This is a genomic window from Burkholderia sp. Bp8992, from assembly GCF_003853705.1.
Classification (GTDB): Bacteria; Pseudomonadota; Gammaproteobacteria; order Burkholderiales; family Burkholderiaceae; genus Burkholderia.
The window spans coordinates 47,590-59,794 of sequence record NZ_QTQI01000013.1 but is presented as its reverse complement, the minus strand read 5'-3'; the positions used below and the strand labels follow the sequence as shown (position 1 = coordinate 59,794).

The following is a 12,205-nucleotide window of genomic DNA, read 5'->3' as shown; positions in this document are numbered from 1 at the left end:
AGGCTGCTTCGAGAGGCCGGGCTATATTATCGCGGTGAATTAAACCAGGATTCAATGAGACGCTGAATGAGTGCGCCGGAAAATTCAAATTCGAAAACTCCGCCCAGCCTGCTGTCCGATACGAAACCGGCAGGCGAGGGAGGACCTCAGCAGTCGCGCATTCTCGCGAATCTGGAAGGCCGTGTCACGCCGCCCGCCGAACCGCCGCGCCGTTCGCTGAAGGCGCCGATCGCCGCTGTCGTCGCACTGGTGGTCGCCGTCGGCGGCTGGGGCGCGTGGCGCATGCAGCAGCACTCGGGCGAGCAGGTCGTCGCCGCGACGGCCGCCGCCGAGCCCGCCGCAGCCGCGCCGGCCAAGGCCGTACCGGCCAGCAGCGCCGCCGCGCAGGTCGCGCAGAATGGTGCATCCGCGGCGCCCGCCGTCCAACCGGCCACGATCGTCAACGACGATTCGGCTTCCCAGACCGTTGCATCCGCACCGGCCGCGTCCGCCGCGGACGGCAGCCGCCTGTCGCGCGCACTGGCCAACGGCGCCGCCGACGCATCGGGCGCAGCCACCGCCGGTGCAGCCGCAGCCGCCACGGCCGCCGCCGTCGCGACGACCAAGGCTGCGAAGGCCGATGCCGCGAAGAACACGAAGGTCGCGGCGCACGGCAAGGCCGACACGAAGGCCGAATCAAAGGCCGAGGCCCGCAAGCATCGGAAGGAACAAGAGGCGGAGCTCGCGCAGGCGAAGAAGCGCCGCGACGCGACGTCGACCCGTACCGCGAAAGCGGCCAAGGACGATCCGGATGCCGATCTGCTCGCGGCGCTCGTCGCGCGCACGAAGCCGGCCGACAAGAAACTCGCCGCGCAGAAGGGGCAGGTCGTGCCGACCAAGACGGCGGCGACGACCGGCTCGCTGTCGTCGCGCGTGAAGGAATGTTCGGAACGCGGTTTCTTCGAAGACCAGCTGTGCCGCTGGCGCGTGTGTGACGGCCACTGGGGCAAGGACCCCGCGTGCCCGAGCGCCGCGCAGTCGGAGACGCGGCAGTAACGCGTCTTGCACCTGCCGCCATGCATGGTCCGCGCCGCCCGTTGGGCGGCGCGTTGCTTTGGGGGCGAGGAGGCTGCCGGTATGATGCGGCACGATGCTGTCATGCGCGCGTCACGCGCGTCGGGCATACGTCTCCTTTCTTTTCCCGGCGCGGGCCCGCGACCTGCGATGTGCGGCGCGTCGCGCGCCGCACGACCTTCGACACGATGGACCTGATCGTACAGACTTACGGCGCCGATACGTCCGGCATGGTGTGCGGCTTCCGCTTCGTTCCGGACGGCTCCGGCGCGACGCTCGATGCCGACGCGGCCGCCGCGTGGCTGCGCACGTGCCGTGCGCACGATGCGGGCGCGTCGGGCGATTTCGTCTGGCTGCACTTCAATCTCGCACATGGCGCGAGCGAGCGCTGGATGCGCACCCATCTCGGGCTGCCCGACAGTTTCTTCGAGTTTCTCCACGAAGGGTCGCGTTCGACCCGCATCGAGCAGGAAGACGGCGCGCTGCGCGCGATCGTCAACGACGTGATGTTCAATCTCGAGCTGACGCCGTCGGAAATCGCGACGCTGTTCGTCCACGTCGAGCAGCGCATCATGGTGACCGCGCGGCTCAAGCCGCTGCGCTCGGTCGACACGCTGCGCGCGTGCGTGCGCGACGGCGAGCAGTTCAGGTCGCCCGCGGAACTGCTCGTGCACCTGCTGCGCGACCAGGCCGACCTGCTGATCCAGATCATGCGGCGCACGAGCGTCGACGTCGACCGCATCGAGGATCGCTTCCTGTCGCAGCGGCTCACGTCGAGCCGCATCGAGCTCGGGGCGATGCGCCGCACGCTGACGCGCCTGCAGCGCATGCTCGCGCCGGAACCCGGTTCGATCTTCCGGCTGCTCGCGAAGCCGCCCGCGTGGCTGCACCTGGAAGACGTGCAGGAGCTGCGCGAATCGACCGAGGAGTTCTCGCTGGTGCTCGCCGACCTGGCGGGGCTCAACGAGCGGATCAAGCTGTTGCAGGAAGAGATCGGCTCGCGCCTCGACGAACAGAACAACCGGACGCTGTTCACGCTGACGCTCGTGACCGTGATCGCATTGCCGATCAACATCGTCGCGGGCTTCTTTGGGATGAACGTCGGCGGCGTGCCGTTTTCCGAAAACAAGCACGGCTTCTGGCTGATGGTGCTGCTCGTCGCGGGCTTCACCGCGCTCGCCGCATGGTGGGCGTTCCGCCGTCGCGACGACCGCTAGCGCGGCCGCGGCAGCCGCGGCGGCCCGTCAACGCAGGAGCGCGATCGCGCGCTCGCCGATCACCATCCCGAGCAGGCCGACGAGCGCGACGAGCGGCGGGGCCGGCGAGCGCACGTGCAGCAGCGCATACAGCACGCCGACGCCGAGGCCCACTGCGAGCGAAGTCACGTAATCCATCATGGCGGTCTCCCGTGTGGTCCGGCGTCAGGGCTTGAGGATCACGCGCTCGCGCGCACCGGCCAGCACCGCGCGGTACGCGTCGTGCGCGCGCTCGAGCGGGTACACGTAGTCGTCGCCGATCGGGAACGGGCGCAGCGTGCCGTTGCCGAAGCCGGGCGCGAGCGTGTCGAGGATCTGCGCGACCGCCGCGCCGCCGAGCTGCAGCGAATCGATGCCCACGAACGTATGCTGGCCGCGATAGAACGCGAAGATGTCGAACGGCACGCTGCGGTCGATCGTCGAGATGAAGATCTGCCGCGCGCCGATCGCCATCGACGCGTTCGCGGCTTCGAAATACGGGCTGCCCACCGTGTTGTAGACGATGTCCGCGCCGTGGCCGCCGGTCGCCGCGCGCACTGCGTCAGCCACCGGTTCCTTCGACGCGTCGATCATGTGCACTTCGCCCGACGCGTGGCCGCGATAGCCGCCGGCGCTGCGCTCGACGCCGATCACGGTCGCGCCGTGCGCACTCGCGAGCTGGATCGCGGCCTGGCCGACCTTGCCGTTCGCGCCGAACACGAGCACGACGTCGCCGGCCGCCGGCATGCCGGCCCGGCGCAAGCCTTCGTACGCGGTGACGAACGGCACGCCGACGCCGGCCGCTTCGTCGAGCGTCAGCACGGCCGGCTTGCGGCGCACCTGTGCCGCATCGAGCACGAGCCATTGCGCGTGCGAGCCGTTGCGCCCGACGCCGAGATCGCCGCCCGAGCCCCACACCGGCGCGCCGATCCAGCCGTCCGGGCCGCTGCGCACGATGCCGGCCCAGTCGCGCCCGGGCGTGCGCGGCCACACCGCGTGCGGCATGCGGCCGAGCGCGGCCTTCACGTCGCTCGGGTTCACGCCGGCCGCGCGCACCTCGACCAGCATCTGGCCGTCGGCCGGGACGGGCGTGTCGATTTCCCGGACGCGCGCGTCGAGCGACTCGATGTCGGCGGCGGGGGCGTCGAAGCGGATGCTGCGCATGATGATCTCCGTGACGGATGGCTGCCGTGCGGCCCGGCGGGCCGGCGCGTGCAGCGGATGAAAAGGATGCGTGCAGTCTAGTCGGCGCGATTTGACGCGGAAACATGCAAAGGCGGATGATTGTTTTGCGATAAACGCATAGCCAAATCCGAAGGCCCCGCATGGACGACTTCCTTTCCCCGCATCTCGCGCTGTTCGTCGACGTGGTCGATCAACAGAGCTTCTCGGCGGCCGCGCGCCGGCTCGGCGTCGCCGCGTCGTCGGTCACGCGGCGCGTCGACCGCCTGGAGGCGCAGCTCGGCATCCGCCTCCTGCATCGCACCACGCACGCGCTGCGGCCGACCGAGGCCGGGCAGCTGCTGTACGGGCGCGCGACGCGGATGCTGGCCGAACTGCGCGGCCTGCAGGAAGACCTGCACAGCCAGCACGACGAGCCGAGCGGGCTGCTGCGCGTCGACTGTCCGGCGCCGTTCGGCCGGCGGCACCTGATGGCCGCGCTGGCCGCGTTCATGCAGCGTCATCCGGCGCTGCAGGTCGACCTGGTGCTGACCGACAGCATGGTCGACCTGCAGGGCGCGCGGCTCGGTTCCGACGCCGACCTCGCGGTACGCATCGGTCCGCTCGAGGACACGCGCCTGGTCGCGACCGTGCTGGCGCCGCAGCGGCGCGTGCTGTGCGCGAGCGAGGCCTATCTCGCGCGGCGCGGCGAGCCCGCATCGCCGGATGCGCTCGCCGCCCACGACTGTCTCGCGTGGCACGGCGCGCCGCCGCCGGGCGCGTGGCGCTTCGGCGAGCGTCGCCACGTGCCGGCGCAGCCGCGGTTTCGCAGCAATCATTCGGAGGCGTTGCTCGAGGCGGCGCTCGACGGGCTCGGTCTCGCGCACCTGCCGACCTGGCTCGCGGGGGACGCGCTGCGCGACGGCCGGTTGCGCGCGGTGCTGCCGCAGTATGCGGCAGCACCCGAACCGGCGACGATTCACGTGCTGCGCCAGCAGGCGCGCGGCAGCGCCCGGACGTCGAAACTCGTCGCGTTCCTCGCGACGTGGTTCGCGCAGCCGGCGTGGGATGCCGCGTGGGCGTGACGGCAAGCGGGCGCCGGCCGCAAGAAAAAAGGGCCTCGCACGCGAGGCCCGTCAAAGGTCGGAGAAGCCGGTACGCCGGCCGGCGCCGCAGGCTGCGCGGCGCCGGCCGGCTGCGCACCGTTACTGCGTCACTACCTTGCGCGGCTTGAAGACGCCCTGGTAGTGCAGTGCCGGGCGTTCCTTCGTCGTCAGCTCGACGCCGCCGAAGGTCGGCGTCTGGCGCAGCTTCATCGCGGCCGGCGAAGCGACCGAGCCGATCGACGTCGAGCGCGAGGCCGGCGCGAGGTTGTTCGCGACGAGCAGCGCGGCTTCGCTCTTCAGGTTCGCCAGCAGCACCGGATCGGTCGAGCCGTTGACCTGCGTGAGCAGCCCGCTCCAGGCCGCGTCGCTGTAGTTCACGACGTAGTAGTCGAGACCGCTCGGGTCGGCGACTACGCCCGTGCAGCCGTCGATCCGCGTCTGCGTCTGCGTGTCCTTCAGCGCGAGCGTCGTGCGTTTCGCGAGACCCTGGCCGTACGCGAGCGTGATCGGCACCGTCCACTGCACGCCCGGATACGCGTTCTTGTTCGGGAACGGCTGCTGTTTCAGCGTGACGACCGTCTGGTTCTTCGTCAGGTCGCACTGCGTGTCGAGCGAGATCAGCGGCACGCCGGTCTGGCGCACGTAGCTGTCGCCGATCGCGCCGATCGACTGGCCGCTTTCCTTCGACAGCGCATCCCACAGGCGCTTCGGCGTACCGTTGCCGAACGAGTAGTCGACCAGGTACTGCTGCAGGCCGCGGCGCAGCGTCTGCTCGCCGAGATAGTTCTCGAGCGTTTTCAGCACGTGGCCGCCCTTGTCGTACGTGAACGCGCTGGCGCTCAGCACGAAGTCGTTCGACGCCCAGCCGTTGAAGTTCGGCGCGACCGGGAACGCGTTCGGGCCGATGTCACGATTGATCACGCGGTACTTGTTCTTCACCTGGTCGAGCCAGCTGAACTCGTTGGGGAAGAACTGGATCGTCGTCTTCGTCTCGAAGAACGTCGCGAACGACTCGTTGAGCCAGACGTTGTCCCACCAGTCGGCCGTGACGAGATCGCCGAACCACTGGTGCGCGACTTCGTGCGTCAGCACCTCGTTGCCGTAGTGCGACATCGGCTGGCCCGGCTGCGGCAGGATGTCGTCGGCGAACTCGAGAATCGAGCCCCAGTTCTCCATCCCGCCGAAGTTCAGGTCCTTCTGATCCTTGAACGCGTCGTTCGCGGCCACCGTGTCGAACTTCGTCAGCGGCAGCGCGATGCCGGTGTAGCGGTAGTAGAAGTCGAGCGCCTGCTTGGTGCGGTCCATCGCCGGCTTCGCCCAGTCGCTCATGCCCGGCGGCGTGAACACGCGCAGGTGCAGGCCGCCCTTGCCGCCCGGCAGCGGGCTCGTGAAGTCGTCCTCGTACGTGTCGAACAGGCCGCCGCCGAAGAACAGCAGGTATGACGGCATCGGCGGGGTCTTGTCGAACTGCACGAGCTTGTAGCCGCCGCCGACGTTGGTCGACGGCTTCTCGGCCGCGTTCGACACGACGCGCCAGTTCTGCGGCACTTCGGCCGTCACTTCATAGGTCGGGCGGAAGGCCGGTTCGTCCCAGCCGGGGAACCACTGGCGCGACAGGTTGGTTTCGCCCTGCGTCAGGATCGCGCCGCTCGTCTTGCCATCGGTGCCCTTCAGGTCGACGCGGAAGATGCCTTCCGCGGCCGAGCAGCCCGGATACGGATCGTCGCCGCAGCTGCCGCCCGTCTTCGCGACCGGATCGTCGTACGACTTGAAATTGATGATGCCCGACCATTCCATGTGCAGCGAATAGTTGCCCGGCGAGATCGTGCCGCTCACGGGGCGCAGCTGGTAGAAGTCGCCCTTGTCCTGCGGCGTCGCGATCAGCTGGATGTTGCCCGGCTGCAGCGTGATGCGGCCGTTCGTGAACTTGATCCGGTGGCCGGCGATCACGATGTTGTTGACCGGCTTCAACACCTTGATTTCGACGTCGGCGCGGCCGTCGAACGCGTTCAGCGCTTCGTTCGGGCGGAACCACAGCCGGTAGTTCACGGGCACCACGGTGTCCGGCAACTCGACAGGCGACACGCTCTTGTCGACGTTGGATGCGCTCGGCGGCGCGGTGACGGCGGGCGACGAGCCCGAATGCGGCGCGCCGGCGGAGCTGAGCGCGGAAGCGGAGCCCGCACCGCCGTCGTCGCCGCCGCACCCGGCGAGTGCCAGTGCGGCGACGAGCGGCAGATAACGCATCTTGCGAATATGGATCGACATGACTGAAACCTCGATTGTAGAAAGAATCGTTCAGTGCTGCGAAAACGCCGGACAAAGCAATCCCCTCGCCGTTAATCAACGACGAAAAAATGGCAATGACGGATTATTCGAAAAAAGCGGCGGCCGACTACGTGAAGGTAATCATGGTTTACTGCCCCCTCTGGATTTCCGGATATTGGTTAACTGGCCGGTTCAAAATGGCCGGACGCGTGTTGTACTGAATTGATTTCGCGCGCACGACATGGGGCCGCACGCCCGGCGCGGGCGCGCAATCCCTTTGAACCGACGACCTACGGGGCTGGCCGGGCCAGTCCGCAGGACGGAAGGAAGGCGTGTTGCCGTTCCGTAAATTCGCCGTCATGCGGCTTCAAGGTTTGTCGGCTTGCTCCAAGGATGCGTAAATATACTTGATGGTTTTGGGTAAAGGAAACGAAAAATTTAGAAAGAGCATCTATTGATTTCTGTGCGCTTCATTGAATGCTGGAAGTCGTTAATACGCTTCCGTCTGGCTGATGATTTCGTAGTTTTAATCTATTAACGATCTTGTGTTGCTGCAGAAACTACGAAATCCGGCGTGGCGCGGCACGCTCGGTACAATGCATCGACGACCCGTTCACCGATCGCCGCGAGGAGGCCCTCCTATGCCACGTACCCCGTTTCGTTTCGCGCCGCTGCGCGCCATGCTGATGTTGTTCGCCGCCGTGCTGCTGCTCGGCGGTTGCGCGGGGCTGACGCGGGCGCCGCTGAGCGTGTCGGTGGCCGGGCTCGATCCGCTCGTCGGGGAGGGGCTCGAGATGCGCTTCAACCTGAAGTTGCGCGTGCAGAATCCGAACGATGCCCCGATCGACTACGACGGCATCGCGGTTGCGCTCGACCTGAACGGCACGCCGTTCGCGAGCGGCGTCAGCGATCGTGCGGGCACCGTGCCGCGTTTCGGCGAGGCCGTGCTCGACGTGCCCGTTTCGGTATCGGCTTTCGCCGCCGCGCGGCAGGCGTGGAACCTGCCCGGCGCGGCCGCGAGCGGCGAACTGCCGTATGCGCTGCGCGGCCGGCTCGCGGGCGGCGTGCTCGGCACCGTGCACTTCAAGGACGCAGGCACACTGCGCATGCCTGCCATGCCGGGGTGGGGCGGGTAGCGTCTCGGGTCATGATTCAATGTCGGTCAAATGTGAGCAAAATTCACCATTTGACGGTCTTCAACACTTATCTCCATGGCATGTCGATTTTTGTCGGCGCGGCCCCTACACTTGCCGATGTCCGAGGGTCGGACATTCTTTTAAGGGAAATCCATGGCGGCAAAATTCGAGCTCATGAAGGCCACGAACGGTCAGTACTACTTCCACCTGAAGTCGGCGAACGGCGAGATCATCCTCGCGAGCGAGCGGTACGAGGAGAAAAGCGGCGCGAGAAACGGGATCGCGTCAGTGCGGGAAAATGCGCCGCTCGACGAGCGCTACGAGCGCAAGCTCGCCCGCAACGGCGAGCCCATGTTCAATCTGAAGGCGGCCAACCACCAGATCATCGGCACGAGCGAAACGTACAGCAGCGTGCAGGCACGCGAGAACGGCATCGCGGCCGTCAAGCGCGATGCGCCCGTTGCGGAAACGTTCGATCTCGCCTGATTGACGGTTGCGCCGCGGCGAACGCTTGCGGGCAGGCGCCGCGGCGCCTGTTTTGCCCGGTCGGGCAAAGCGCGGTATGGTGTGGTCCGCGCGGTGAATTCCCGCCGCCGTTGAAGCCAACCGTAACCGAGTTCGCGTGACCGATTCCCCTGTTTTCAACTGGACCGACGCCGACGGCGCCGATCATGCCGTGCGCTGGCGCTCCGAAGCCGGCGTGCAACCGCCGAAGCGCGCGGTGCCCGCCGACGATCGCCTCACTGCCGACGCGGCCTACCGCCTTGCGTGCGAGGGCACCGCGCTCGTCTGGCAGGGCGACTTCCAGAACGCGCGCCAGCTCGTGCAGGCGATGGCGCGCCGTGTCGAGCGCAAGCCGAAGAAGGCGAAAGCCGCGGCCGGCGTCGACGCATTCAACCTGCATCGTCTCGCGCAGTCGCAGCGCGCCCGCACGCTCGGGATGCTGCTGATTCCGCTCGACGCCGACTACACGATCCCGTTGCGCCGTGCGCCCGACGTGCGTGCCGCCTGCGAGGAGGCGTACGGCCCCGGCGGCGTGCCGTCGGTCGTGTCGCTGCGCGAGCTGCTCGGTCTCGTCGGCGCACATGAGTGGCGCAAGAAGGGCGTACCGATCCCGGCGCTCGGCGGCGCGCCGATCCACCCGCACTACGGCGTGTTCTCGCCGGTGCGCGGCGAATACGTCGACCTCGTCGCGCGCGCGCCGCTGCCGGGCACGTCGCTCGCATTCGACATCGGCACCGGCACCGGCGTGCTGGCGGCCGTGCTGGCGTCGCGCGGCGTCGAGCGCATCGTCGCGACCGACCAGGATCCGCGTGCGCTGGCCTGCGCGCGCGAGAACGTCACGCGGCTCGGCCATGCCGGCCAGGTCGACGTCGTCGAAGCCGACCTGTTTCCGGCCGGCCGTGCGCCGCTCGTCGTCTGCAACCCGCCATGGGTGCCGGCCCGGCCGAGCGCGCCGATCGAATACGCGGTCTACGACCCCGACAGCCGCATGCTGCGCGGCTTCCTCGCGGGGCTCGCCGCGCACCTCGAGCCGGGCGGCGAAGGCTGGCTGATCCTGTCCGATTTCGCGGAGCATCTCGGCCTGCGGTCGCGGGCGACGCTGCTGCAATGGATCGACGAGGCGGGCCTCGTCGTGCGCGGCCGCGACGACATCCGCCCCGCGCATCCGAAGTCGACGGACGCCGACGATCCGCTGCACGCGGCGCGCCAGGCCGAGGTCACGTCGCTGTGGCGGCTCGGCGCGCGCGTCTGAGCGTGGCCGCGCATTTTCGGTAAACTGTCGCCATTCCTCACGAATTCCCGCCGCCGGGCCGTGGTCGACCGACCGTGGCCCGGCGCCGCATCACGATGTCGAACAAGACCCACGAAATCCGCCCGGAGCAGTCCGTCGAACTGCTGAAGGAACTGCACATCCTCACTCGCGACGGGAAGCTGAACCAGGACAGCCGCCGCAAGCTGAAGCAGGTCTATCACCTGTTCCAGTTCATCGAGCCGCTGCTCGCCGGCGTGCAGGCCGACAAAGGCAGCGTGACGCTCGTCGATCACGGCGCCGGCAAGTCATACCTCGGCTTCATCCTGTATGACCTGTTCTTCAAGCAGCAGCCGGGGCACGGCACGCCGGCGTTCGCGTCGCACGTGTACGGGATCGAGACGCGCGAGGAGCTCGTCACGCGCTCGACCGAGCTGGCCGCCCGGCTCGGGTTCGGCGGCATGTCGTTCCTGAACCTGTCGGTCGCCGATTCGATCACGTCGCCGCAGCTGCCCGAAACCGTCGACGTCGTCACCGCGCTGCACGCGTGCGACACGGCGACCGACGACGCGATCCGCTTCGCGCTCGCGAAGCGTGCGCAGCACATCGTGCTCGTGCCGTGCTGCCAGGCGGAAGTCGCGGGCGTGCTGCGCAAGAACAAGGGCAAGTCGCTCGCGAACGCGCTGACCGAGGTGTGGCGGCATCCGCTGCATACGCGCGAATTCGGCAGCCAGATCACCAACGTGCTGCGCTGCCTGCAGCTCGAAGCGCACGGCTACCAGGTCAGCGTGACCGAGCTGGTCGGCTGGGAGCATTCGATGAAGAACGAGCTGATCATCGCGCAGTACAAGAACCTGCCGCGCCGGCGCCCCGGCGAGCGGCTGAACGAGATCCTCGGCATGTTCGGCCTGGCCGAACTGAACGAGCGCTTCTTCGTGGCGGAAGCCGCGGGAGCAGGCGGCGCGGCCGTCGAGCCGGCCGAAGGCTGACGCGCAGCCCGCGCGGCGCACGCCGCCCGTTGCACGCCGCACGTGACACGCCGTGTCAGACGTCGTCGCCCGGCCGGCGCATCCATTCGCGCCAGCCGTCGTGGCCGAGGCGGCGCAGCGTTTCCTGATTCCTTTCGTAGATCGCGGACGCGTCCGGGAACGCGTCGACCGCACGCGCGATGCTGTCTTCGCGCAGCAGGTGCAGGATCGGGTACGGCGCGCGGTTCGTGTAGTTCTCGATGTCGTCGGGCTCGCTGCCTTCGAACCGGTATTGCGGGTGGAAGCTCGCGATCTGCAGCACGCCGTCGAGCCGCAACTGCTGCACGAGCCGCTCGGCAAAGAACAGCGCGTCGTTGTAGTCGACGAAATCGGCGAACGCATGCGGGTAGATCACGAGCGTCGTATCGACCTGCTGCGGGTCAGCCGCCTCGAGCGCGCGCAGCTCGGTCTCGAGTTCGGCGAGCGCGTCTTCCAGCGTCGTCGCGTCGCTGATCGCGTAGCGCACCTGTTCCTTCACATAGACACTTTTCGCGAACGGGCACAGGTTGAGCCCGATCACCGCGCGCGCGAGCCAGTGCCGCGTGGCGGCGAGGATGTCGTCGTGCGATTCGGGGCGGGTGTCGGTCATCGTAAAACCAGTCGGGCGGAAGAGCGGCGAGGGCCGCATTGTAGCGGGCCCGCCGGGCTCGGGCGTATGCGCCCCGTCAAGCGCACGCGGCTTCGATCAACTGCGTGACGAGCGCGGGCGCCGTGCCGATCGGCGTTTCGCCGTGCCGGTACGTCTGGCTCGCCGCGTAGATGCCTTCGACGATCAACGCGAGCGCGTCGGCCAGCGCCTTCGGCTGCCGCGCGCCGGCGCCTTCGCATAGCGCGACGAGCCGATTCATCAATTGTTCCTTGTTCTGCGCGACGCGCTCGCGCGCCGGGTGCGACGCATCCGGGAATTCGGCGGCGACGTTGACGAACGGGCAGCCGCGATAGTCCTTCTGCGTCGCGCGCTCGGCAAGATCGACGAAATACTGGATCAGCTGCGCCTTCGGCTGGCCGGGATGCTTCGCGGCGCTCGTGTCGAGGCGCTCGAAGAAGCACGCGTCCATCCGTTCCAGATACGCGAGAATCAGTTCGTCCTTCGACGAGAACTGGCGGTACAGGCTCATCTTGTTGACGCCCGCGCGCTCCACGACGGCCTCGACGCCGACGGTGCGCACGCCTTCCTTGTAAAACAGCTCCTCGGCGGCGCGCAGCAGGTGCTCCTGCGCGGTGGCGCCGTCGATCGGCCGGCGCGTGCGGCGCGCCGGCGGTTTGGCGATCTCGATGCCCGACATGATGCCCCTCGGCTGCATAGTGGAATGGCTTGACATGTTACCGACTGGTCACTACGATCGCAACACACTTGTGACCGGTCGGTAACAATCGCGGCCGGATCAACAGACAAATGCCAAGCGTCGGCCCGGGTCAGCCGATGTTGAAATGTGCGGCGGAGGTGGCCTGGTTGGGGCGGGGC

Annotated in this window: 13 protein-coding genes; 8 read left to right on the top strand and 5 right to left on the bottom strand. The window is 68.0% G+C overall.

What is annotated here, in order from left to right; translation table 11 throughout:
- The first annotated feature begins 66 nt into the window (after positions 1 to 66).
- Together DIE03_RS19825 and DIE03_RS19820 are read left to right on the top strand one after the other, a co-directional pair.
- A complete protein-coding gene (locus tag DIE03_RS19825) occupies positions 67 to 1,035 on the top strand; it encodes a phage tail protein (protein WP_124453238.1) in 969 nt (322 codons plus the stop codon).
- Positions 1,036 to 1,241: 206 nt separating this feature from the next.
- Entirely contained in the window at positions 1,242 to 2,270 is a 1,029-nt protein-coding gene (locus DIE03_RS19820; RefSeq protein ID WP_124453236.1) for a transporter, read from the top strand.
- Between the two features lie 27 nt (positions 2,271 to 2,297).
- Here the strand turns inward: DIE03_RS19820 and DIE03_RS19815 are convergent, their stop codons facing one another.
- On the bottom strand, positions 2,298 to 2,450 hold the full coding sequence (locus DIE03_RS19815) for a DUF1427 family protein (RefSeq protein WP_081051886.1): 153 nt from the start codon (positions 2,448 to 2,450) through the stop codon (positions 2,298 to 2,300).
- 24 nt (positions 2,451 to 2,474) lie between these two features.
- Complete coding sequence (locus tag DIE03_RS19810) at positions 2,475 to 3,452, bottom strand: zinc-binding alcohol dehydrogenase family protein (protein ID WP_124453234.1); 978 nt, start codon at positions 3,450 to 3,452, stop codon at positions 2,475 to 2,477.
- A 161-nt stretch (positions 3,453 to 3,613) separates the two neighbouring features.
- On the opposite strand from DIE03_RS19810, the gene DIE03_RS19805 reads away from it, so the two are divergent.
- Positions 3,614 to 4,534 carry a LysR family transcriptional regulator gene (locus tag DIE03_RS19805; protein WP_124453232.1) on the top strand — a complete coding sequence of 307 codons (921 nt, stop codon included), beginning with the start codon at positions 3,614 to 3,616 and terminating at the stop codon, positions 4,532 to 4,534.
- 120 nt (positions 4,535 to 4,654) lie between these two features.
- Here DIE03_RS19805 and DIE03_RS19800 read toward each other — a convergent pair whose 3' ends face one another.
- Entirely contained in the window at positions 4,655 to 6,823 is a 2,169-nt protein-coding gene (locus DIE03_RS19800) for a M1 family metallopeptidase (protein WP_124453230.1), read from the bottom strand.
- On the opposite strand from DIE03_RS19800, the gene DIE03_RS38330 reads away from it, so the two are divergent.
- From DIE03_RS38330 to DIE03_RS19775, 5 genes are all read left to right on the top strand, one after another.
- Complete coding sequence (locus tag DIE03_RS38330) at positions 6,822 to 7,049, top strand: hypothetical protein (RefSeq protein ID WP_185658184.1); 228 nt, start codon at positions 6,822 to 6,824, stop codon at positions 7,047 to 7,049. The two genes, DIE03_RS19800 and DIE03_RS38330, sit on opposite strands and share 2 nt — an antisense overlap.
- A gap of 415 nt (positions 7,050 to 7,464) precedes the next feature.
- On the top strand, positions 7,465 to 7,959 hold the full coding sequence (locus tag DIE03_RS19790; RefSeq protein ID WP_124453229.1) for an LEA type 2 family protein: 495 nt from the start codon (positions 7,465 to 7,467) through the stop codon (positions 7,957 to 7,959).
- A 153-nt stretch (positions 7,960 to 8,112) separates the two neighbouring features.
- Positions 8,113 to 8,445, top strand: a complete 333-nt coding sequence (locus DIE03_RS19785; protein WP_124453227.1) for a YegP family protein — start codon at positions 8,113 to 8,115, stop codon at positions 8,443 to 8,445.
- Positions 8,446 to 8,581: 136 nt separating this feature from the next.
- Complete coding sequence (locus DIE03_RS19780) at positions 8,582 to 9,715, top strand: class I SAM-dependent methyltransferase (protein WP_124453216.1); 1,134 nt, start codon at positions 8,582 to 8,584, stop codon at positions 9,713 to 9,715.
- A gap of 95 nt (positions 9,716 to 9,810) precedes the next feature.
- Positions 9,811 to 10,701 carry an SAM-dependent methyltransferase gene (locus tag DIE03_RS19775; protein WP_124453214.1) on the top strand — a complete coding sequence of 297 codons (891 nt, stop codon included), beginning with the start codon at positions 9,811 to 9,813 and terminating at the stop codon, positions 10,699 to 10,701.
- A 55-nt stretch (positions 10,702 to 10,756) separates the two neighbouring features.
- On the opposite strand, the gene DIE03_RS19770 is transcribed toward DIE03_RS19775, so the two are convergent.
- Together DIE03_RS19770 and DIE03_RS19765 are read right to left on the bottom strand one after the other, a co-directional pair.
- Positions 10,757 to 11,329, bottom strand: a complete 573-nt coding sequence (locus DIE03_RS19770; RefSeq protein WP_124453212.1) for a DUF1415 domain-containing protein — start codon at positions 11,327 to 11,329, stop codon at positions 10,757 to 10,759.
- A gap of 76 nt (positions 11,330 to 11,405) precedes the next feature.
- Positions 11,406 to 12,026, bottom strand: a complete 621-nt coding sequence (locus DIE03_RS19765; RefSeq protein WP_124453210.1) for a TetR/AcrR family transcriptional regulator — start codon at positions 12,024 to 12,026, stop codon at positions 11,406 to 11,408.
- Between the last annotated feature and the right edge of the window lie 179 nt (positions 12,027 to 12,205).